A 23,193-nucleotide genomic window follows, 5' to 3' on the forward strand; every position below is an offset into this window, starting at 1 on the left:
ACCGCTCCTCAGCCCCACCGCTGGGCGATGACACGTTTAAATTCCCGCGCCGCCGCGACCGGATCGGCGGCATCGCGAATGCTGCGCCCGGCGATAAAGACATGGATGGGAATGCCCTGGAACAGTGGCAAGTCTTCCAGCGCCAGTCCGCCGGTGACCGTCACCTTAAAACCCATCTCGCTCAGGCGACGCACCGCGCGGATATCGTCTTCGCTCCAGGATACCCCCGCCGCCTGCGCGTCACGGCTGCGGTGATACACCACCTGACCAATTCCCGCTTCACGCCACGCCTGCGCCTGTTCCCAGGTCCAGAACCCCGTCAGTTCTATCTGCACGTCACCACCGAACTCATGCGCCACCTGCAGAGCTCCCTTGGCCGTATTGATGTCGGCACAGCAGATCACCGTGATCCAATCGGCATGCGCCTCGAAGCACATTCGCGCCAGAATCTGACCCGCATCGGCGATTTTTGCGTCCGCCAACACGATGCGATCCGGATACAGCGCTTTTAAATCGCGTACGGCTCGCACACCTTCCGCCACGCACAAAATAGTGCCGACTTCGATGATGTCCACTTCGGCCGCGATCAGGCGAGTCGTGTCGTAAGCCGCAGCCATAGACAGGTTATCCAGCGCCACCTGCAACATCGGTAAATGCGTGTTCATTGTTTGTCTCCTTCAATTCGCCGCCGCAGACGTTTTGTCGATCAACGCCAATACCTCGCTCGCGCGACGACAGGCCCGCAAGCGATCGAAATTCGCCTCATCTTCAAACAGGTTCACCACTTGCATGATCCCCACCTCCTGATGCGTTTTGGCGTCCACCGCCGCCATGGTGATCAAGATGTCTATCGGATCGTTGTCCTCATCGCCGAAACACACCGGCGTTTTCAAGGTGACCAAGGCGAAGCCGGTTTTCAGCACCCCTTCCTCCGGCCGGCCGTGCGGCATCGCCAGGCCCGGCGCCAGCACGAAGTAAGGGCCGTGCCGTTCGACGCCGGCCAAAATGGCGTCGAAATAGCGGGGCTCCACCACACCGGCGGCCACCAGCAGATCGACCCCCAGCCGCACCGCCTGGCGCCAGTCGGCAGCCTCCGCCTGCAGTTGGATAGCGTTATTCTGCGCCAACGAATCGCTCAGCTTCATGACTCGCTCCTCACTGCTTCAAATCTTGCGGAAAATGCGCGCCGATGACGTCCATCAGCTTCGGGCCGAAGTCCGCCGCCGAGAGCATATTGCGCACCCCAACCACATATTTGTTGCCGCTGACGACGATTTCATCCGCGACATGGGTGGAAGCGATGATGATGTCGGCCCCGTTCAACTCGGATTTGTATTCCCCCACCGCACAGCTGTTGACCGAATGATCCACGCCCTGCTGCGTTAAAAATTGGTCGACCTTCATTTTCATGATCATGGAACTGCCTTGCCCGCAACCGCATACCGCCAGGATTCGTACCGTCATAATCTGCACTCCTATTAACGTGACGCCGGTTCAACCGATTGTTTTTCAGCATCTTCTTCCGCACGCAGGGTGCGTCCGGCGAAGAACATGTACATTAGGGCGATAACGATCACCACACCCATAAACCACAGGCCCAGACTCAGCCCCTGCATCAGCGGCGGCGCCAGAATCGACCAGTCCGCCATGCCCATCCAGGCGCTTAGCCCGGTCAGTTTGATGGCCCACACGCAGCCGAAGATCTCTATCATTCCCATCACCAGACAGATCTTCATCGCCGCGCGCCAGCCGCCGAAGTGGTTAGCGAATACGCCGATGGTGGCGTTAGAAAAGAACATGGGAATGAAACCGGGAATGATCATGATGGAAGAGCCGAGCGCCAACAGTATGCCGACGGCGATCAGTTGGCCGATGGTACCCCACATAAAACCCCACACCACGGCGTTGGGCGCGAAGCTATAAATGGCGGCACAGTCGATGGCCAGTACCGCGCCGGGGATCAGACGCTGGGATATGCCGTTAAAGGCCTCGGTCAATTCGGCGACGAACATGCGCACGCCCTGCACGATGATGAAAATCGCCACCGCGAACATCAGCCCGGTTTGCAGGATATAGATGCTCCAGTGAGTTTTACCGGCCATCGCCTGCAGAGTGTCCAGGCCGAACGAGCACAGAATGATGCCGAAAAACAGCGTCATCACGATGGCGGTGGACACGATGTTGTCATGGAAAATGTTCAGCCACCCGGGCAGCTTCAGATCTTCCACGCTGTCCTCTTTTTTACCGAGATACGGTGCGGCCTTGTATGCCAGCCACGAAGCGAACTGCTGTTGGTGCCCGATCGAGAAGCCGCTGTTTTCCGTTACCGCCTGCGTCGGTTTGAACATCATGTTGGAGGTGATGCCCCAGTACAGTGAAGCCAAGAGCGCGCTGCACAATACCGTCGTCCACATGCCGTAACCCAGAATGTAGAAAAATACCGCGATCAGCCCAACCTGCTGAAACATGATGTGGCCGGTGAGCATAATGGTACGAATACCGGTAATACGCCGCAGCAGTACGTAGAGAATGTTCAGCGCCAATGCCAGCAATACCGCGTAGCCGACCCAGCTGTAGGCGTCCCCCATACGTTCGATGGTGGCCATCATCGAAGCATAGGTGTCCGAAATCGCCCCGTTGATGCCGTATACCTCAGACAATTTCGCCACAACGGGTTTGAACGTGCCGGTCAGGATGCCGGAGCCGGCCTGCAATAACATGAAACCGATAATGGTCTTGATAGTGCCTTTGATGATGACCGCCGCGCTTTTGCGCAGCAACGTGTAACCCAGCAGTGTAACCAGCCCCAGCAGCAGCGGCGCATTGGTCATCACCTGGTTAAAAAAGACGGTGAAGATGGTGTAAAGGGTTTCCATACGGCTCTCCCGGAAAGGTTGGCGTGCAGGTAACGCCCTCACCATATCAATCACCAACAATCACAAAAAGATCATAAATGATTATTTGTGAACAACCTCGCAAGATAAAAATCAATTCCACTAACATTCAATGAATTAGGCAACACACATTTTATTACCTATTGAATTTAATAGCAGTAACCAGGAGAAACATAAGGGCCAAGGGCAGAGAAATGCGCGAATAAGGCGGCGTTAACGTGAATTAAGATCGTTGTCAGTTGAAAAAAACGATGCTAGATTCAATCAAAATAAATCACATAAGATCTTAATGTGATTACTTGTGATTTCACCATCACCGCCAATGAGGAAAGACCCATGAGTAAAGTCAACGACATCACCCGCGAGTCCTGGATATTGAACACCTTTCCCGAATGGGGCACCTGGCTGAACGAAGAGATAGAGCAGGAGGAAGTCGCGCCCGGCACCTTCGCCATGTGGTGGCTGGGCTGCACCGGCATCTGGCTCAAGTCTGAAGAAGGCGCCAACCTGTGCGTCGATTTTTGGTGCGGCACCGGCAAGCAGAGCCACGGCAATCCGCTGATGAAAACCGGCCATCAAATGCAGCGCATGGCCGGGGTGCGGAAGCTGCAGCCGAACCTGCGCACCACCCCATTCGTACTCGACCCGTTCGCCATCACCCAGCTCGACGCCGTGTTGGCCACGCACGATCACAACGATCATATCGATGTGAACGTCGCGGCGGCCGTGTTGCAGAACTGTCCAGACACCGTCCCGTTTATCGGGCCGAAAAGCTGCGTGGATATCTGGATCGGCTGGGGCGTGCCGCCAGCACGCTGCATCACCGTCAAACCTGGCGACGTGATAAAAATCAAAGACGTCGAAATTCATGCGCTGGATGCTTTCGATCGCACGGCGCTGATCACATTGCCGGTGGAACAAAAGGCCGCGGGCGTACTGCCGGACGGCATGGACCTGCGTGCGGTCAATTACCTGTTCAAAACGCCGGGCGGCAACCTTTATCACAGCGGCGATTCTCACTACTCCAACTATTACGCCAAGCACGGCAACGATCACCACATTGATGTCGCCCTCGGCTCCTACGGCGAGAACCCACGCGGCATTACCGACAAGATGACCAGCGCCGACATCTTGCGTATGGCGGAGTCGTTGAACGCCCAGGTCGTGATCCCCTTCCACCACGATATTTGGTCGAATTTCCAGGCAGATCCGCAGGAGATCCGCGTGTTGTGGGATATGAAAAAGGACCGGCTCAAGTACGGTTTCAAACCGTTTATCTGGCAAGTTGGCGGCAAGTTCATCTGGCCACAGGACAAAGACAATCTGGAATATCACTATCCGCGCGGGTTCGATGATTGTTTCACCCAGGAACCCGACCTGCCCTTCAAGTCTTTCTTGTAATCAACCGGTGTTGCATACTGATGCGCGCTTTTGAACGGCAATGATTCAAATCGTCAAACGGCGCGCATATAATCGAAGGCAACGACGTTCTTCTCACCCTGATGGAGCCCGCATGACAGAGTCCCAACGCCACAATGCCATTCTCGATCTCTTGCATCGCAAGGGGCAAATCTCCGTGGCGGACGTGATCGCGGCGTTTGACATCTCTCCGGCCACCGCGCGCCGGGACATCAACAAACTGAATGAAATTGGCAAATTGCGCAAAGTGCGCAACGGCGCCGAAGCCACGCAAACCCCGCGCCCGACCTGGACGCCGCTCAACATCCACCAGACCCAGCATCTCGACGAAAAAATGCGCATCGCGGCAGCGGCGGCGCAACTCTGTCAGCCGGGCGAAAGCGTGGTGATCAACTGCGGTTCCACTGCATTTCTGCTGGGGCGTGAAATTTGCGGCAAGCCGGTTCAGGTGATCACCAATTACCTGCCGCTGGCCAACTATCTGATCGAACAGGACCATGACAGCGTGGTGATCATGGGTGGCCAGTACAACAAAACTCAGTCGATTACCCTGGCGCCTCAGGACGGCGACGCGACTCTGTACGCCGGGCACTGGATGTTCACCAGCGGTATCAGCCTTACCGCCGAGGGTTTGTATAAAACGGATATGCTGACCGCCATGGCGGAGCAAAAGATGCTCAACTACGTCGGTAAACTGGTGGTGCTGGTCGACAGCAGCAAAGTCGGCCAACGCGCCGGCATGCTGTTTAGCCGCACCGAGCAAATCGCCATGGTGATCACAGGCCGAGCCGCCGATCCGGCGATCGTTGAACAACTGCGTCAACAAGGTGTTGAAGTCCTGCTGGTGTGACAAAACCACACCCTTGCTCTGGTCTTAAACGCCGCCGAGTTGGTTACAATAGCGGCGTCCCCCAATTACGAGGCAGTCAGCAGTATGGAACAGTTCGAAGCGATCAACGTTGAGCAGGCGTACACCCGCTGGAAAGAGGGCAGCGCCGCCCTGGTCGACATCCGCGATCCGCAAAGTTTTGAAGCCGGGCATACGCCGGGCGCCTTTCACCTCACCAACGCCACCCTGTCGGCCTTTATGCAGCAAAACGACTTCGAGCGGCCGGTGATGGTGATGTGCTACCACGGCAACAGCAGCCGCAGCGCGGCGCAGTATCTGCTGCACCAGGGGTTCGACGCGGTCTACAGCATCGACGGCGGCTTCGAGGCCTGGGCCCGTCAGTATCCGCAAGACGTGGAAACCTCTGCCTGATCCCCGCCGCCCGCCGTGCGCCGGCGGGCTTCCCCTTCATTTTTGTGCGCGTTTTCGCGGGTTTTTCGCAGATCCGTTTGCCAGCGCTCAGGATTTCGACGTTATAATCGACCGTCAGGGTCGCCGGCGAGCAAGCCGCGGCCAAAATCATTCACTTACGACGGAAGAGCAATGGTTAGAGTAATCGCCATATCCAACCCGCGCCTGGCGCTGGCCTTTGTCGACTATATGGCGACCCAGGGCATCCGGCTTGAACTGCGCAACAGCGGCGAGGCGGCGGAAATCTGGCTGGCCGACGACGGCCACCTCGAACAGGTGCAACACGAGCTGCAGCAGTTTCTGGCCGATCCGCTCAACCGCCGTTATCAGGCCGCCAGCTGGCAGACCGGCCAGACCGACGCCGGCCTGCACTATCAGAGCGAATCCTACCTGCACACCCTACGCAGCAAGGCCGGGCCGCTGACGCTCGGCGTGATGGTGCTGTGCATCGCGGTCTACATCCTGATGCAGGCGCTGGGCGACGACACCGTGATGTACTGGCTCTCCTGGCCGCAGGACAGCAGCCAATACACGCAGCTGTGGCGCTGGGTCAGCCATGCGTTCCTGCATTTCTCCCTGCTGCATATCCTGTTTAACCTGATGTGGTGGTGGTATCTCGGCGGCCAGATGGAAAAACGCCTGGGCGTCGGCAAGCTGTTCGTGCTGGCGGTGGTGTCAGCCTTCTTTAGCGGCTGGGCGCAATCGCTGTTCAGCGGCGCGCTGTTCGGCGGGCTGTCGGGCGTGGTCTATGCGCTGATGGGCTATGTGTGGCTGACGGGTGAACGGGCGCCGGAGCGCGGCCTGATGCTGCCGCGCGGCCTGATGGTGTTCTCGGTGCTGTGGCTGGTGGCCGGATATTTCGATATTTTAGGAATGTCGATCGCCAACGCGGCACACGTAGCCGGTTTAGTGTTAGGGTTATTGATGGCATTTTGGGATACGCGTCATCGCGCACACAACGAACAATAACAGCCGGGAGCTGTGCCCAGCGGGCATAGCGGGCGTTTTAGGGGATTATCGTGAAGCAAACACAGCGTCATGACGCAATTATCGAGCTGGTGCGCCTGCAGGGTTACGTCAGCACGGAAGAGCTGGTGGAACATTTTGACGTCAGCCCGCAAACGATTCGCCGCGATTTGAATGACCTGGCCGACCAGAACAAGATCCAGCGTCACCACGGCGGCGCGGCGCTGCCTTCCAGCTCGGTCAACGCTGCCTATAACGATCGCAAGGTGATGTGGTCGGAAGAGAAAGCCCGCATCGCGCAGCGCGTCGCCAGCCAGATCCCGGACGGCGCCACGCTGTTCATCGATATCGGCACCACGCCGGAAGCGGTGGCCCATGCGCTGATGAACCACAAGAACCTGCGCGTGGTCACCAACAACCTCAACGTCGCCACCCTGCTGACCGCCAAGGAAGACTTCCGCCTGATCCTGGCCGGCGGCGAAGTGCGCACCCGCGACGGCGGCATCATGGGCGAAGCCACCCTGGACTTCATCTCCCAATTCCGCCTCGATTACGGCATTCTCGGCATCAGCGGCATCGATATGGACGGCTCGCTGCTCGAATTCGACTATCATGAAGTGCGCACCAAACGCGCGATTATCGAAAATTCCCGCTGCGTGATGCTGGTCACCGACCACTCCAAATTCGGCCGCAACGCCATGGTCAACCTGGGCAACATGAATCTGATCGACTACCTGTTTACCGATCAGCTGCCGCCGCCGAGCGTGATGAAAATCATCGAGCAGTACGACGTGCAGCTGGAGCTGTGCTGATCCGCTGTTAACCTGCGGGGCGCGCCGCCGCCCCGTTTCCCGCCCTCGCCCTCTTATCGACAGCCGTTTGCGCGCTCGTGCCATGTCCACATCATTTATGTGACTATCATCACCAAACTGTTACCTCTATCACGCCTAAATGTTTTTGTTTGGTTAAGTCTTGGCTTGCTTGTTGGTTTTTGATTACAATCATGAGCGAAAACGAACATGAAAGAGCTATTTCGAACATCTGGAGGAAGTTGACGTGGAAACCAAAGACTTGATCGTTATCGGTGGCGGCATCAACGGTGCCGGCATCGCGGCGGATGCTGCCGGGCGCGGGCTGTCGGTACTGCTACTGGAAGCGCAAGACTTGGCCTGTGCTACGTCTTCCGCCAGTTCCAAACTGATCCACGGTGGCCTGCGCTACCTGGAACACTACGAATTCCGCCTAGTGAGCGAAGCGCTGGCCGAGCGTGAAGTGCTGCTGAAGCTGGCGCCGCACATCGCGTTCCCGATGCGCTTCCGCCTGCCGCACCAGCCGCACCTGCGTCCGGCCTGGATGATCCGTATCGGCCTGTTCCTGTACGATCACCTGGGCAAACGCACCAGCCTGCCGGGCAGCAAGGGTTTGCGCTTTGGACCAGAGTCGGTGCTGAAGCCTGAACTGAAGCGCGGTTTCGAATATTCCGACTGCTGGGTCGACGATGCACGCCTGGTGGTGCTGAACGCGCAGGAAGTGGAAAAACGCGGCGGCGAAGTGCGCACCCGCACCAAAGTAACCCGCGCATGGCGCGAAAACGGCCTGTGGATGGTGGAAGCGGTCGATATCGACAGCGGCAAAACCTTCACCTGGCGCGCCAAAGGCCTGGTGAACGCCACCGGCCCGTGGGTGAAAAACTTCTTCGACGACGGCCTGAAGCTGAAATCGCCTTACGGCATCCGCCTGATCAAAGGTAGCCACATCGTGGTGCCGCGCGTGCACGATCAGCCGCAGTCTTACATTCTGCAGAACGAAGACCACCGCATCGTGTTCGTGATCCCGTGGAATGACGAGTTCTCCATCATCGGCACCACCGACGTGGAGTACAAAGGCGATCCGAAAGACGTGAAGATCGACGAGAACGAAATCGCTTATCTGCTGAAAGTGTACAACGATCACTTCAAGAAGCAGCTGGGCCGCGACGACATCGTCTGGACCTACTCCGGCGTGCGTCCGCTGTGCGACGACGAATCCGATTCACCGCAGGCGATCACCCGCGATTACACGCTGGACGTGCACGACGAACAAGGCAAGGCGCCGCTGCTGTCGGTCTTCGGCGGCAAGCTGACCACGTACCGCAAGCTGGCCGAACATGCGATGGAAAAACTGGCCCACTACTACCCAGGCTGCGGCCCGGCGTGGACCAAAAACGCCACGCTGCCAGGCGGTGACATCGGCGGCGATCGCGACGGCTACGCGGCCAAACTGCGCCGTGCACACGGCTGGCTGCCGGAAGCCCTGGCGCGCCGCTATGCCCGTACCTACGGCAGCCAGAGCGAACTGATCCTGGCCGGCGCCAACGGCCTCGCCGATCTGGGCGAAGATTTCGGCCACGGTCTGTATGAAGCCGAACTGCGCTACCTGACCGAGAAAGAGTGGGTCGTAGAACTGGCCGACGCCATCTGGCGCCGCACCAAGCTGGGCATGTGGCTGGACGAAGCGCAGCAGGCGCGAGTGCAAGCCTGGCTGGCAGAACACGCGAAAACGAAAGCGCTGTCTCTGGCTTCCTGAGCCACAGCGTAACGAAAAAGGGCCGGTTATCCGGCCCTTTGCTTTTTTCCTCTCCCGCTTTACAGCTTCACCGGCTGAATGTGCCAGATTTCGTCCGCGTATTCCTGAATGGTGCGATCGGAGGAGAAGTAGCCCATGTTGGCGATATTCAGCACCGCACGCCGCGTCCACTCGTCCTGATTGAGATACACCTCGTCCACCTTGTCCTGCGTGTCCACATAGCTGCGGTAATCCGCCAACAGCTGATAGTGATCGCCGAGATTGACCAGCGAGTCGAACAAATTGCCATAGCGTTTCGGCTCTTCCGGGCTGAACACGCCGGTGGCGATCTGCGTCAGCGCCTGATGCAGCTCAGGGTCTTGCTCATAGTACTGCCGCGGGTTGTAACCATTGCGGCGCAGTTCCTCGACCTGCTCGGCGGTATTGCCGAAGATAAAGATATTCTCCTCCCCCACGTGCTCGCGCATCTCGACGTTGGCACCGTCCAGCGTACCGATGGTCAGCGCGCCGTTCAGCGCGAACTTCATGTTGCTGGTGCCCGAGGCCTCGGTGCCCGCCAGCGAGATCTGTTCCGACAGATCCGCCGCCGGGATAATGATCTGCGCCAAGCTGACGCCGTAGTTCGGAATGAACACCACCTTCAGCTGGGTATGCACGCGCGGATCGTTGTTGATCACTTTGGCCACGTCGTTGATCAAGCGGATGATCTGCTTGGCGGCATAGTAGGCCGACGCCGCCTTGCCGGCGAAGATCACCACCCGCGGCACGCGCTCGATCTCCGGATCGTCCAGCAGACGGTTATACAGCGTGATGACGTGCAGCACGTTGAGCAACTGCCGTTTGTACTCGTGGATGCGCTTGATCTGCACGTCGAACAGCGCATCCGGGTTGACCACCACGTTGAGCGTTTTGGCGATGTACAGCGCCAGCCGCTCCTTGTTCTGCCGCTTGGCGCGCTGCACCGCCTGCAGGAAACTCGGGTAATCGACGTTGGCTTTGATCTCGCTCAGTTGGCTGAGGTCGGTGCGCCAGGTCTGGCCGATGCAGTCGTCCAACACCGCCGCCAGCGGCGGGTTAGCCAGCGCCAGCCAACGGCGCGGCGTCACCCCGTTGGTTTTGTTGCAGAAACGATTGGGGAACAGCCGGGCGAAGTCGGCGAACAGCGACTGCACCATCAGTTCGGAATGCAGGGCGGAAACGCCGTTGACCTTGTGGCTGGCCACCACCGCCAGCCACGCCATGCGCACCCGGCGGCCGTTGGTTTCGTCGATGATCGAGACCCGCGCCAGCAGGTCGTTGTCGCCCGGCGCCACCTCCTGCACCATCTTGAGGAAGTGATCGTTGATTTCGAAAATCAGCTGCAGATGGCGCGGCAAGATGCGGCCAATCATGTCCAGCGGCCAGGTCTCCAGCGCCTCGCTCATCAGCGTGTGGTTGGTGTAGGAAAACACCTGCTCCACCACTTCCCAGGCGTCGAGCCACTTGAATTTGTGCTCGTCGATCAGCCGGTGCATCAGCTCGGGAATCGACAATACCGGGTGGGTGTCGTTGAGGTGAATGGCGATCTTGTCCGCCAGGTTGTCGAAGGTTTTGTGCATCAGCCAATGGCGATTGAGAATATCCTGCACCGTGGCCGACACCAGGAAATACTCCTGCCGCAGCCGCAGCTCACGCCCGGAGGAGGTCGAGTCGTCCGGATACAGCACGCGCGACACGTTCTCCGAGTGGTTTTTATCTTCCACCGCCGCGAAGTAATCGCCCTGGTTGAACTTGCCGAGGTTGATCTCGTTACTGGCCTGCGCGCCCCACAACCGCAGGGTGTTGCATCGGTGTCGAAACCGGGGATCACCTGATCGTAGGCGATGGCCACGACCTCTTCGGTCTCGAGCCAGCGCGCCTTGGCGCCCTCCTGCTGCACGCGGCCGCCGAAGCGCACCTTGTAGCGGGTGTTATGACGCGGAAACTCCCACGGATTACCGTACTCCAGCCAGTAGTCCGGCGATTCCATCTGCTGGCCGTTGACGATGTTCTGCTTGAACATGCCGTACTCGTAGCGAATGCCGTAGCCGCGCCCCGGCAGCGCCAGCGTCGCCAGCGAGTCGAGGAAGCAGGCCGCCAGGCGGCCCAGACCGCCGTTACCGAGCCCGGGATCGTTCTCTTCCTCCAGCAGCTCCGCCAGGTTCAGCCCCATCTCGTTCAGCGCGTTGTCGATATCCTGATAGATGCCCATCGACAGCAGCGCGTTCGACAGCGTGCGACCAATCAGGAACTCCATCGACAGGTAATACACCTGCCGCACGTCTTGAGACAACTGGGCGCGGTTGGAACGCAGCCAGCGTTCAACCATGCGATCGCGCACCGCGAACAGCACGGCGTTCAGCCAGTCGTGCCGGTTGGCGATGGCCGGATCCTTGCCGACGATAAACATCAGCTTATAGGCGATGGAGTGTTTCAGCGCTTCCACACTGACCGTAGGTGAGGTGTAACTAAACGGTGAAGTCATGGCTTTTTAATCCCTTGTAGGGAGCCCAGCCATTCGCCGCGGAATAGCTGGCCCCGCTGAACATGGACGCGGTACGCCGCGCCCCGACAATCTACCCTTATGGCTGCCCGCCGTGCGTCAACCCGAGACGCGAAACGCGGGCTACAAGCGTTGATAAAGCGATAAATACTCTTTTGCCGCCACCGGCCAGCCGAAGTCCACGCTCATGGCGTGGCGCTGAACGTGGCGCCAGTGTTTCGGCCGGCTCCACAGCACCATGGCGCGGCGGATGGCGTTGCCCAGCGCAACGGCGTCGCAATCGTCGAACACGAAGCCGCTGGCGGTGCCGTCGGCCAGGTTCTCCAGCGCGCAGTCCACCACCGTGTCCGCCAGCCCACCGGTGCGGCGCACCAGCGGCAGCGTGCCGTATTTCAGGCCGTAGAGCTGCGTCAGGCCGCAGGGCTCGAAGCGGCTCGGCACCAGAATCACGTCGGCGCCGCCGATGATGCGGTGGGAGAAGGATTCGTGATAGCCGATCTGCACCCCTACCTGCTCGGGATAATCGGCGGCGGCGGCCAGAAACGCCTGTTGCAGCACCGCATCGCCGGCGCCCAGCAGCGCCAACTGCCCACCCTGCGCCAGCAGTTCAGGCAATGCCTGCAGCACCAGGTCCAGACCTTTTTGGCTGGTCAATCGGCTCACTACCGCGAACACCGGCAGCGATTCGTCCACCTTCAGCCCCATGGCCTTTTGCAGATGCAGCTTGTTTTTGACCTTGCTTTTCAGATCGTCGGCGTCGTAGCGGGCACTCAGCCGCGGGTCGTGGGCCGGATCCCAAATCTTGTCGTCCACCCCGTTGAGGATGCCGCTCAGCTTGCCCTGCCGCTGCCGCTCCTGCAGCAGCCCCTCCATGCCATAGCCGAACTCCGGCCGGGTGATCTCGCGCGCATAGGTCGGGCTGACGGCGGTCACGTGGTCGGCATAAAACAGCCCGGCCTTGAGGAACGACATCTGGCCGTAGAACTCCAGGCCATAAACGTCGTAAAACGACGCCGGCAGCCACAGCTCGGTCACGTGATGGCCGGAAAACAGCCCCTGATAGGCCAGGTTGTGTACGGTGAACACCGAACGCGCCGGGTGGCCGTTGGCGGCCAGATAGGCGCAGCTCAGGCCGGCGTGCCAGTCGTGGGCGTGCACCAGCTGCGGGCGCCAGTAGCGATCCAGCCCCTTGGCCAGCTCGCAGGCCATCCAGCCCAGCAGCGCAAAGCGGCGGTGGTTGTCGGGGTAGGCGTACATGGATTGATCGTGGTACGGGCTGCCCGGCCGGTCATACAGCCAGGGCGCATCGATGAGATAGATGCCCACGCCATGATAGGTGCCGTAACGCAGGCCGACCCGGCCGGCGAACGAGTCGATTTCCGCCACCAGCGAGGTGTCGAGGATGCCGTTGCGTACGTCAGGGAAAGCGGGCAATAGCACCCGAACATCGGCGCCTTCGGCGATTTGCGCCGCCGGCAACGCGCCAACCACGTCTGCGAGTCCGCCCGTTTTCAGCAGGGGGAACATTTCAGAACATACGTGTAAGACCTGCATTATCACTCCTGAAAGTCGGCCGAAGGCCTCTGGATAAGAAATAAAGCAGGCTTGCCGCTGTTATGCGTGCCGCGTTGCGCAAGCCATCGAACCGTTCATCAGGCGGCAGGCTATCGTTCTGCCGCCCACGTTAACTCACAATTTTGACAACATTTCGCGCGTCACCAGCACGATGCCGCCTTCCGAGCGATAAAAGCGCTTGCTGTCCTCATCGGCGTTTTCCCCGATCACCATGCCCTCCGGAATGTGGCAGGCGCGGTCGATGATGCAGCGCCGCAGGCGGCAGGAACGGCCGACGTTCACGTCCGGCAACAATACGGTAGAGTCGATGGTGCAGAACGAGTTCACTCGCACGCGCGGGAACAGCACCGAATGCACCACCACCGACCCGGACACGATGCAACCGCCGGACACCAGCGAGTTCATGGTCATGCCGTGGCTGCCGGAGCGATCCTGCACGAACTTGGCCGGCGGCAGCGGCTCCATGTGGGTGCGGATCGGCCAGGCGCGGTCGTACATGTCCAGCTCCGGCGTCACCGACGCCAGATCGAGGTTGGCGCGCCAATAGGCGTCCAGCGTGCCCACGTCGCGCCAGTACGGCGGCAGATCGGGATTGGACGTCACGCAGGACAAGGTAAACGGATGCGCCCACGCCGCCTGTTGCGTGGTGATTTTCGGGATCAGATCCTTACCGAAATCGTGGCTGGAGCCGGGGGTCGACATATCCTCTTCCAGCAACTGGAACAGGTAGGCGGCATTAAAAATATAGATGCCCATGCTGGCCAGCGACATATCCGGGTTGCCCGGCATCGCCGGCGGATCGGCGGGTTTCTCCAGGAACTCGATGATGCGGTCGCTTTCATCCACTTTCATCACGCCGAATTCGCCGGCCTCGCTGCGCGGCACCGGCAGGCAGGCCACGGTGCACTGGGCACCTTTCTCGACGTGGTCGATCAGCATGCGCGAGTAATCCATCTTGTAGATATGGTCGCCCGCCAGGATCACCACGTATTCGGCCTCATAGCGGCGGATGATATCCAGGTTCTGGTACACCGCGTCGGCGGTGCCCTTGTACCAATGTTCGGTGCTGAGGCGCTGCTGGGCCGGCAGCAGGTCGACGAACTCGTTCATCTCTTCGTTGAGGAACGACCAGCCGCGCTGAATGTGCTGTACCAGCGTGTGCGACTGGTATTGGGTGATCACGCCGATGCGGCGGATGCCGGAGTTCAGGCAGTTCGACAGGGCGAAATCGATGATGCGGAACTTGCCGCCAAAGTGGACGGCGGGCTTGGCGCGGGTGGAGGTCAAATCTTTCAGACGCGAGCCGCGGCCGCCGGCCAGGATCAGCGCTACGGATTTAATCGGCAACTGGCGCGCCAACATCAGGGGGTCTTTATTTTCAAACCTAACCATAGCGGACTCCTTTTATTATTTCCGTACCAGAACGCAAAGCGAGCGCGCGTCCTGGTGCCAGGCGGGTAACACCGCCCGTGAGCCTTCCTGAGTGAACGGAGCGACAACCTGCCAATCGCCTTCCGGCAACCTCATCTCCACCGTTTGCGGCGTGGCGTTGACCAGCAGCAGCCAGCGCTGCGACAGCAGGATCTGCATGAGCAGATCGCCCTGCTCCCACTGCTGCGCGTCGAGCGGCTGGCCTTGCGCGTTCAGCCACTGCACGCTGCCATCGTCCTGCTGCCACCAGCGATCCTGTTGCAACGCGGGGATCTGGCGGCGCAGCGCGATCAGGGCCGCGACGTAATCGGTCAGCGCGTCATCCGCCGTGGACCAGTCGAGCCAGGTGGTGGCGTTGTCCTGACAATAGGCGTTGTTGTTCCCCTGCTGGCTGTGTCCCTGTTCATCGCCGGCCAGCAGCATCGGCGTTCCCTGGGACAGCAACAGCGTGGCGAGCATCGCCCGCTGGCTGGCCCTGCGGCGTTGCACAATGGCGTCGTCGGCGACCAGGCCTTCCACACCGTGGTTGTTGCTGAAATTACGATCGCTGCCGTCGCGGTTGCCTTCGCCGTTCGGCTGGTTGTGTTTCTCGTTGAAGCTGACCACGTCCTGCAGGGTGAAGCCGTCATGGGCGGTCAGCATGTTGACGGTGGCGTATGGCGCTCGCCCGCGCTGGTTGTACACATCGCTGGAGGCGGCAAAACGCCGGGCGAACTGGCCGAGCGACACGCCGCTCTGCAGCCAGAAACGGCGCATGTCGTCGCGGTAATGGTCGTTCCATTCGGCGAAGCGGCCGGGGAACGCCCCCACCTGATAACCGCCGGGGCCAACGTCCCAGGGTTCGGCGATCAGCTTGCAGCGCGACAGCACATCGTCCGCCAGCATCGCCTGGAACAGCGGCGCATCGCGATCGAACCCCGGCGTGCGGCCGAGCACGCTGCCCAGATCGAAACGGAAACCGTCGATGTGGCACTCCCGCACCCAAAAACGCAGGCAATCCATCACCCAGGCCACGCCCTGCGGCTGATCCAATCGCAGGGTGTTGCCGCAGCCGGTGTCGTTGACGTAGTCACCCTCCGGCGTCAGCCAGTAGTAGCTCAGGTTATCGATGCCGCTCAGCGACAGCATCGGCCCGTCCCTGTCCAGCTCGGCGCTGTGGTTGAACACCACATCCAGGATCACCTCGATGCCGGCTTGGTGCAGCGCCTTGACCGCATCGCGAAATTCGTTCAGCGGCGTGCACTCGGTGCTCAGGCTGGCGTAGCGGTTGTCCGGCGCATAGGGCGCCAGCACGTTATAGCCCCAGTAGTTGATCAGCCCCAGCCGCTGCAGGCGCGGTTCGGAGGTATGCTGCTGCACCGGCAGCAGTTCCAGCGCGGTGATGCCGAGGCGTTTGAAGTGGGCGATCATCACCGGGTGCCCCAGCGCGGCGAAACTGCCGCGCAGCGCCGGCGGGATTTTCGGGTGCAGCAGCGTCAGGCCGCGCACGTGCGCTTCGTAAATCACCGTCTGCCCCCATGGTGTGGCGGGCGGGCGATCGTCCTGCCAGTCGTAGCCTTCGTCCACCACCACGCATTTCGGCATCAGCTCGGCGCTGTCGTGCGGATCCGGCCGATCGTAACCGCCGTGCAGGTGCGGGTGGTCCGCCACCGGCCCTTCCACCGCGCGCGCGGCCGGATCGAGCGCCAGCTTGTTGGGGTTGAAACGCTGCCCGCTCGCCGGGTCGAACGGGCCGTAGACCCGGAAACCGTAACGTTGCCCCGGCCTGCCGCCCGGCAAATAGCCATGCCAGATATCGCCGCTGCGCGCCGGCAGCGGCAGGCGCACCTCGCGCTGCTGGCCGTCGAACAGGCACAGTTCCACCCGCTCGGCGTGCGCCGAATACAGGGTAAAGTTGATGCCTTCGCCGTCGTAATGGGCGCCCAGCGGCGCGGCGAGGCCGGCCGTCAGCTCCGTCATGACGCCTCCCGCAGCAGATAAATGGTCGCCAGCGGCGGCAGCGTCACGCAGATGGAAAAGTCGCGGCCGTGGCTGCCGACCGCTTCGGAAGAGACCCGCCCCTGATTGCCGGCGTTGCTGCCATGATAGTGGTGCGAATCGGTATTGAGGATCTCGCGGTAGCCGCCGGCGCGCGAGAGGCCGATGCGGTAGCGGTAGCGCGGCACCGGGGTAAAGTTGCTGATGGCGATCAGCTCATTGCCCTGCGAATCGTAGCGCGCGAAGGCGAACACCGAATTGTCGTGATCGTCAACCACCAGCCACTCGAAGCCGTCCGGGCGGTAGTCACGCTCGTACAGCGGCGCCTGCTGCCGGTAGCAATGGTTCAGATCGCGCACCAGCCGCTGCACGCCGTTGTGCCAGTTATCCAACCCCTCCAGCAAATGCCAGTCGAGGCTGGTATCGAAATTCCACTCGCGCCCCTGCGCAAACTCGCAGCCCATAAACAGCAGCTTTTTGCCCGGATGCGCCCACATAAACCCGTAGTAGGCGCGCAGGTTGGCGAACTTTTGCCAGGCGTCGCCCGGCATGCGGTCGAGGATCGATTTTTTGCCGTGCACCACTTCATCGTGCGAGATAGGCAACACGAAGTTCTCGGTATAGGCATACAGCATGCCGAAGGTCATCTGGTTGTGGTGATACTTACGGTGCACCGGATCGCACTTCATGTAATTGAGCGTGTCGTGCATCCAGCCGAGGTTCCATTTGTAGTGGAACCCCAGACCGTTGGCGTCCGGCGGCAGGGTGACGCCGGGGTAGTCGGTGGACTCCTCCGCCAGCGTCACCGCGCCCGGCTGCGCCTGGCCGATAGTCTGGTTGGTATAACGCAGGAAGGCGATCGCCTCCAGGTTCTCGTTGCCGCCGTAGTAATTCGGCACCCACTCGCCGTCGGCGCGGCTGTAGTCGCGATAGATCATCGACGCCACCGCATCGACCCGCAGCGCGTCGATGCCGAAGCGCTCCAGCCAATACAGCGCGTTGCCCGCCAGGTAGTTGCGCACCTCGTGGCGGCCGTAGTTGTAGATCAGCGTATTCCAGTCCTGGTGGTAGCCCTCGCGCGGATCGGCGTATTCGTACAGCGCGGTGCCGTCGAAATTCGCCAGGCCGTAGGCATCGCTCGGGAAGTGCCCCGGCACCCAGTCGAGGATCACGTTGATGCCCGCCTCATGCGCCGCCGCCACGAACGCCCTGAAATCGGCCGGCGTGCCGAAGCGCCGGGTCGGTGCATACAGCCCCAGCGGCTGGTAGCCCCAGCTGCCGTCGAACGGGTGCTCGTTGATCGGCAGCAGCTCGATATGGGTGAATCCCATGTCCTTCACATAGTCGATAAGCTGCACCGCCAGCTCGCCGTAGCTGAGCCAGAAGTGGTTATCGGTGTGGCGGCGCCATGAGCCGAGATGCACCTCGTAGATGGCGATCGGCTGATCAAAATCGTTGGCGCGGCGGCGCGCCTGCGTCGACGGCACCACCTCCGGCAGCGGCGCCACCAGCGAGGCGGTGTCCGGGCGCATCTGCGCCTCGAAGGCGTAAGGATCGGCTTTCAGTTGGGTATTGCCGTAGCAATCGACGATTTCATATTTGTACAACTGGCCGGCCCGCACGCCGGGCAGGAACAGCTCCCAGATGCCGTTTTCACGCCGCAGACGCATCGGATGGCGGCGGCCGTCCCAGAAGTTGAACTCCCCCACCACCGAGACGCGCTGGGCGTTGGGCGCCCAAACGGCAAAGCTGACGCCGTCGACGTCATCCAGCGTGGCGAGGTGAGCCCCCAGGCGTTCATAGGGGCGCAGGTGCGTGCCCTCGGCCAGCAGCCAGCTGTCGATATCCTGCAGCAGCGGGCCGAACCGATAGGGATCCTCGACAGTCTGTTGGTGATCGCGCCAGCTGACCTGCAGCTGATAGCGGAAAGGATTTTTGCGCCGCGGCACCACGGCGCTGAAGAAGCCGCGCGGATCGTCGCAGTTCAACTGCACCAGCCGCCGGCCGGTTTGCTGTTCCACCAGCCAGACAGCGCCGGCGTCCGGCAGCAGCGCGCGCACCTGCAGACCGTTATCGGTCACATGCATGCCAAGCAGAGCAAAGGGGTCGGCGTAATGGCCGGAGATGATCTGATCAATCACGTCACGATCGGGAAGTACAGGCATAGTCTTCTTCCTTAGATTAACAGCATGATCTAAGCACGGCTTGTTGGTTATTCCTTGGCCGTTTTGGTCATCATGCAATGCATTCGGTATCCAAAGCGTGATTGCGGTCGGTTATTGACCAATCTTTACTCTGCCGACCTGAATTTCGCTCTTTATGCTTATTTTTTGAAATATTTCAGTCATGGTGAAAAATTGTTCGCCCATGCGTTAAGCATAGCCAATGTCTGTTAAAAACTGCTCAGCATTGCTCAGGAAAATTCTTCATTAAGAAAACTGCCAGCCCGGCGGCTTCTGCATGCGGCGGCCGACGAGGAGATATACGGGGTAGAGCCCGGTGAAACGAGGCTTGGGATGACGTTGCCCGACGCGGTGCGCGGCGAACAAAAAAGCGGAAAATAAGGCTTTAGGGGGCTGAAAACAGCCAGCCCCCTGAAAGCAAGGGTTTATAGCAGGATGCGCAGCATGCGGCGCAGCGGCTCGGCCGCGCCCCACAGCAGCTGGTCGCCCACGGTGAACGCCGACAGGTACTCCGGCCCCATATTCAGCTTGCGCAGACGGCCGACCGGCGTATTCAGCGTACCGGTCACCGCCGCCGGCGTCAGTTCGCGCATGGTCAGCTCGCGGTCGTTCGGGATCACGCGCACCCAGTCGTTGTGGGTCGCCAGCATCTGCTCGATTTCCGGCAGCGACACGTCTTTTTTCAGCTTCAGGGTGAACGCCTGGCTGTGGCAACGCAGCGCGCCGACGCGCACGCACAGACCATCGACCGGGATCACGCTGCCGGTGTTCAGAATCTTGTTGGTTTCCGCCTGGCCTTTCCACTCTTCACGGCTCTGGCCGTTATCGAGTTGCTTGTCGATCCACGGGATCAGGCTGCCGGCCAGCGGCACGCCGAAGTTATCGGTCGGCAGTTTGCCGCTGCGGGTGGCCTCGGTCACCTTGCGCTCGATATCCAAAATGGCGGAAGCCGGGTCCTGCAGCTCCTTCGCCACGTCGGCATGCAGCATACCCATCTGGGTCAGCAGTTCGCGCATGTGGCGCGCGCCGCCGCCGGAAGCCGCCTGGTAAGTGGCGACCGACGCCCACTCCACCAGATCGTTGGCGAACAGACCGCCGAGCGACATCAGCATCAGGCTGACGGTGCAGTTGCCGCCGACGAAGGTTTTGATGCCTTTGTCCAGGCCCTGCTGAATCACCGCGTGGTTGACCGGATCCAGGATGATGATGGCATCGTCCTGCATGCGCAGCGAAGAGGCCGCGTCAATCCAGTACCCCTGCCAACCGCTGGCGCGCAGCTTAGGATAAACTTCGTTGGTATAATCGCCGCCCTGACAGGTAATAATGATATCGAGCGCGCTCAGCGCGTCGATGTCATACGCATCCTGCAGCGTGCCCTGCTGGCCGCCGAAGGACGGCGCGGCGGAACCGTGCTGCGAGGTGGAGAAAAAGACCGGGCGAATGGCGTCGAAATCGCGCTCTTCCGTCATGCGTTGCATGAGAACCGAGCCGACCATTCCGCGCCAACCGATGAAACCAACGTTTTTCATAATATCTGTGTCCCGCCCGGATAAGGGCTTATGTAGGTGATAACGAGTTGTGTGCAATATCTCCTCACCTTACAAAATGTCGGCGCGGGCGCAAAGTGAATTTATTCGATGGCTGGGGATTTCCCAGCAATCCTTCTTATAGGCAAGGACGCGGCCGAAAAGGCCGAGGCGTTTTCCCGATCACGAGGTCACCATGACAGAGATGATTTCCGCTACGGTATTGCTGTTTTTAATTATGGATCCGCTGGGCAATCTGCCGATTTTCATGTCGGTGCTCAAGCACCTGGAGCCGCGCAGGCGCCGGGTGGTGCTGATCCGCGAGCTGCTGATCGCCCTGCTGCTGATGCTGATCTTCCTGTTCGCCGGCGAAAAAATTCTGGCGTTCCTCAACCTGCGTACCGAAACCGTCTCCATTTCCGGCGGCATCATTCTGTTTCTGATCGCCATCAAGATGATTTTCCCCACGCAGGAGGGGAACAGCTCCGGGCTGTCCGCCGGCGAGGAGCCGTTCCTGGTGCCGCTGGCGATCCCGCTGGTGGCCGGGCCGTCGATTCTGGCGGCGCTGATGCTGCTGTCGCACCAGTATCCGCATCAGCTGCCCCATCTGGTGGCGGCGCTGTTGATCGCCTGGGGCCTCTCTGCGGCCATTTTGCTGATGTCGAACCTGTTCCTGCGCCTGCTGGGCAGCAAAGGCGTCAGCGCGCTGGAACGGTTGATGGGGCTGATTCTGGTGATGCTGTCGACCCAGATGTTCCTGGACGGCATACGGGCTTACATGAAGCTGTAGGCGCCTGGCGGCGCCGACGACGGCCCGCGCTTAGCGGGCGGTGATGCGGTTGATGCAGGCGAGCGTATCGGCAACCACGCCGTCCAGCGGCTGGTTGATGTCGATCGCCTGCACATCCGGCTCCTGCTCGCCCGGCTCTTCCAGCGTGGCGAACTGCGAAACCAGCATCTGCGGTTTGAAGAAGTGGCCTTTGCGCTGTTTCAGGCGCTCCTCAATCACCGTTTTATCCCCTTTCAGGTAGAGGAAATGCAGGTTGCGATTGCCTTCGCGCAGGCGGTCGCGATAGCTTTTTTTCAGCGCCGAACACACCAGCAGCGACACCGGATTGGTGCGTTGCATGGCGAAGATGGCGTCGTTGAGCGCAGCCAGCCACGGAGCGCGATCGTTGTCGTCCAGCGCATGTCCGGCGGCCATTTTGTTGATGTTGGCGCGCGGGTGCAGGTAATCGCCGTCCAGCATGGCGGCATCGGCTTCACGGGCGACGGCGCTGGCCACGGCGGATTTACCGCTGCCGGACACCCCCATCAGGATAAATACGTGATTCTGCGGATTACTCATTGTGTCATGCCCTTATGGGAACTGGCGCGAGCGCGCCAAATGCGTCCCAACTGATAAAGATACTCTGGAACGCCGACGCCCCGCAGGGCGTCGGATAACGATTATACGACCGTCGCCAGCAGCAGGCAGCCCACCAGGCCACACACCGAGATGATGGTTTCCAGCACCGACCAGGATTTGATGGTTTCCATGATGCTCAGGTTGAAGTACTCCTTGAACAGCCAGAAGCCCGGATCGTTAACGTGCGAGAAGATAACGCTGCCGGAACCGACCGCAATCACCATCAGCTCAGGGCTGACGCCGGTGGTGGCGATCAGCGGGGCGACGATGCCGCCGGCGGTGATCGCCGCCACGGTGGCGGAACCCAGCGCCAGACGCAGCGCGGCGGCGATCGACCAGGCCATCAGGATCGGCGAAACGTTGCTGCCTTCCATCAGGCCGGCGATGTACTGCTCGACGCCGCTGTCCACCAGCACCTGTTTGAAGGCGCCGCCGCCGCCGATGATCAACAGCATCATGGCGATGATTTTAATCGAGTCGGTGATGGTACCCATCACTTCATCCATGGTGCGGCCGCGGTTCAGGCCGAAGGTGAAGATAGCGATCAGCACGGCGATCAGGGTCGCCATCACCGGGTCGCCGAAGAACTCGGCGAAGCGCAGCAGGCTGTGGCCCTTCGGCAACACCATTTCAGCCACCGCGCGCAACGCCATCAGGATCACCGGCACCAGCGACGTGGCGACGCTGACGCCAAAGCTCGGCATCTCTGCTTCGGTAAAGGTTTTCGGGTTGTACAGGCCTTCCGGCACCGGCTTGTCGATGCCTTTCAGGAAGCGGGCATAAACCGGGCCGGCCAGGATCACCGTCGGGATCGCCAGCAGCGTGCCGTACAACAGGGTTTTACCCATGTCGGCATGGAAGATGGTGGCGATGGCCGTCGGGCCTGGGTGCGGCGGCAGGAAGCCGTGGGTCACCGACAGCGCGGCGGCCATCGGCACGCCGACGTACAGCAGCGGGATGCGCGCGGAGGCGGCGATGGTGAACACCAGCGGCAGCAGCAGCACGAAGCCCACTTCGTAGAACAGCGCGAAGCCGACGGTGAAGCCGGTCAGCACCACCGCCCATTGAATGTGTTTTCTGCCGAACTTGTTGATCAGCGTGGTGGCGATGCGCTGCGCGCCGCCGCAGTCCGCCAGCAGTTTGCCGAGCATGGCGCCGAAGCCCATGATCAGCGCCAGGCTGCCCAACGTGCCGCCCACGCCGGCCTTGATGGAGCCGATGACTTTATCGACCGGCATACCCTGTGCGATCCCGACCGCCAGAGCAACCAGCACCAGAGAGATAAAGCCGTTCAGCTTGAAGCGGATCATCAGCAGCAGCAGCAGCGCTACGCCGCCTGCAACAATCACTAATGGCATAATTTTTCTCCAACCTTTTATCGCGACTCTCTTTACGATAGGCGTAAAGCGTGCGGTTGTTTTATTTTTA

18 protein-coding genes and 1 pseudogene are annotated in these 23,193 nt (G+C 60.6%); 7 read left to right on the forward strand and 12 right to left on the reverse strand.

Annotated features, from left to right (window positions below; translation table 11 throughout):
* Positions 1-8: 8 nt before the first annotated feature.
* From ACUTSC_RS20745 to ulaA, 4 genes are read right to left on the reverse strand one after another with little or no spacing between them, the layout of a single operon-like run.
* Positions 9-665, reverse strand: coding sequence for a 3-dehydro-L-gulonate-6-phosphate decarboxylase (locus tag ACUTSC_RS20745; protein WP_197768542.1), 657 nt, complete (start codon positions 663-665; stop codon positions 9-11).
* A gap of 12 nt (positions 666-677) precedes the next feature.
* Positions 678-1,145 (reverse strand): PTS ascorbate transporter subunit IIA, encoded by a 468-nt coding sequence (ulaC, locus tag ACUTSC_RS20750; protein ID WP_197768543.1) that lies wholly within the window; start codon positions 1,143-1,145, stop codon positions 678-680.
* 10 nt (positions 1,146-1,155) lie between these two features.
* Positions 1,156-1,464: a PTS ascorbate transporter subunit IIB gene (gene ulaB / locus ACUTSC_RS20755; RefSeq protein WP_047729673.1), complete on the reverse strand. Its 309-nt coding sequence runs from the start codon at positions 1,462-1,464 to the stop codon at positions 1,156-1,158.
* A gap of 14 nt (positions 1,465-1,478) precedes the next feature.
* Positions 1,479-2,876: a PTS ascorbate transporter subunit IIC gene (gene ulaA / locus ACUTSC_RS20760; RefSeq protein ID WP_197768544.1), complete on the reverse strand. Its 1,398-nt coding sequence runs from the start codon at positions 2,874-2,876 to the stop codon at positions 1,479-1,481.
* A 354-nt stretch (positions 2,877-3,230) separates the two neighbouring features.
* Between ulaA and ulaG the strand changes: the two genes are divergently transcribed.
* The 6 genes from ulaG to glpD all read left to right on the forward strand — a co-directional run bounded on the left by ulaG (position 3,231) and on the right by glpD (position 9,144).
* Positions 3,231-4,295 carry an L-ascorbate 6-phosphate lactonase gene (gene ulaG, locus ACUTSC_RS20765; protein WP_073532364.1) on the forward strand — a complete coding sequence of 355 codons (1,065 nt, stop codon included), beginning with the start codon at positions 3,231-3,233 and terminating at the stop codon, positions 4,293-4,295.
* A 112-nt stretch (positions 4,296-4,407) separates the two neighbouring features.
* Positions 4,408-5,163, forward strand: a complete 756-nt coding sequence (gene ulaR, locus ACUTSC_RS20770) for an HTH-type transcriptional regulator UlaR (RefSeq protein WP_197768545.1) — start codon at positions 4,408-4,410, stop codon at positions 5,161-5,163.
* A gap of 84 nt (positions 5,164-5,247) precedes the next feature.
* On the forward strand, positions 5,248-5,574 hold the full coding sequence (glpE, locus tag ACUTSC_RS20775) for a thiosulfate sulfurtransferase GlpE (protein ID WP_004930790.1): 327 nt from the start codon (positions 5,248-5,250) through the stop codon (positions 5,572-5,574).
* A gap of 171 nt (positions 5,575-5,745) precedes the next feature.
* Complete coding sequence (gene glpG, locus ACUTSC_RS20780) at positions 5,746-6,582, forward strand: rhomboid family intramembrane serine protease GlpG (protein WP_197768546.1); 837 nt, start codon at positions 5,746-5,748, stop codon at positions 6,580-6,582.
* Positions 6,583-6,632: 50 nt separating this feature from the next.
* A complete protein-coding gene (locus ACUTSC_RS20785; protein ID WP_004930797.1) occupies positions 6,633-7,391 on the forward strand; it encodes a DeoR/GlpR family transcriptional regulator in 759 nt (252 codons plus the stop codon).
* 244 nt (positions 7,392-7,635) lie between these two features.
* On the forward strand, positions 7,636-9,144 hold the full coding sequence (gene glpD / locus ACUTSC_RS20790; protein ID WP_107227978.1) for a glycerol-3-phosphate dehydrogenase: 1,509 nt from the start codon (positions 7,636-7,638) through the stop codon (positions 9,142-9,144).
* A gap of 59 nt (positions 9,145-9,203) precedes the next feature.
* Here glpD and glgP read toward each other — a convergent pair.
* From glgP to asd, 6 genes and pseudogenes are all read right to left on the reverse strand, one after another.
* Positions 9,204-11,647, reverse strand: a pseudogene (gene glgP, locus ACUTSC_RS20795) (glycogen phosphorylase).
* A gap of 141 nt (positions 11,648-11,788) precedes the next feature.
* A complete protein-coding gene (gene glgA, locus ACUTSC_RS20800) occupies positions 11,789-13,219 on the reverse strand; it encodes a glycogen synthase GlgA (RefSeq protein WP_197768547.1) in 1,431 nt (476 codons plus the stop codon).
* Between the two features lie 135 nt (positions 13,220-13,354).
* Positions 13,355-14,632, reverse strand: coding sequence for a glucose-1-phosphate adenylyltransferase (gene glgC / locus ACUTSC_RS20805; RefSeq protein ID WP_197768548.1), 1,278 nt, complete (start codon positions 14,630-14,632; stop codon positions 13,355-13,357).
* Positions 14,633-14,647: 15 nt separating this feature from the next.
* The gene (gene glgX / locus ACUTSC_RS20810; protein WP_197768549.1) at positions 14,648-16,630 is read right to left on the reverse strand and encodes a glycogen debranching protein GlgX; all 1,983 of its coding nucleotides are present in this window, start codon (positions 16,628-16,630) and stop codon (positions 14,648-14,650) included.
* Entirely contained in the window at positions 16,627-18,813 is a 2,187-nt protein-coding gene (gene glgB / locus ACUTSC_RS20815; protein WP_197768550.1) for a 1,4-alpha-glucan branching protein GlgB, read from the reverse strand. Before glgB ends, glgX begins: the two co-directional genes overlap by 4 nt.
* A gap of 443 nt (positions 18,814-19,256) precedes the next feature.
* Positions 19,257-20,360: an aspartate-semialdehyde dehydrogenase gene (gene asd / locus ACUTSC_RS20820; protein WP_197768551.1), complete on the reverse strand. Its 1,104-nt coding sequence runs from the start codon at positions 20,358-20,360 to the stop codon at positions 19,257-19,259.
* A gap of 193 nt (positions 20,361-20,553) precedes the next feature.
* On the opposite strand from asd, the gene ACUTSC_RS20825 reads away from it, so the two are divergent.
* On the forward strand, positions 20,554-21,147 hold the full coding sequence (locus ACUTSC_RS20825) for a YhgN family NAAT transporter (protein WP_033654449.1): 594 nt from the start codon (positions 20,554-20,556) through the stop codon (positions 21,145-21,147).
* Between the two features lie 30 nt (positions 21,148-21,177).
* Here ACUTSC_RS20825 and gntK read toward each other — a convergent pair whose 3' ends face one another.
* Positions 21,178-21,705 carry a gluconokinase gene (gene gntK, locus ACUTSC_RS20830; RefSeq protein WP_033649350.1) on the reverse strand — a complete coding sequence of 176 codons (528 nt, stop codon included), beginning with the start codon at positions 21,703-21,705 and terminating at the stop codon, positions 21,178-21,180.
* A 101-nt stretch (positions 21,706-21,806) separates the two neighbouring features.
* Complete coding sequence (gntT, locus tag ACUTSC_RS20835; protein WP_443016441.1) at positions 21,807-23,123, reverse strand: gluconate transporter; 1,317 nt, start codon at positions 23,121-23,123, stop codon at positions 21,807-21,809.
* Between the last annotated feature and the right edge of the window lie 70 nt (positions 23,124-23,193).

Source organism: Serratia sp. TSA_105.2 (assembly GCF_052692115.1).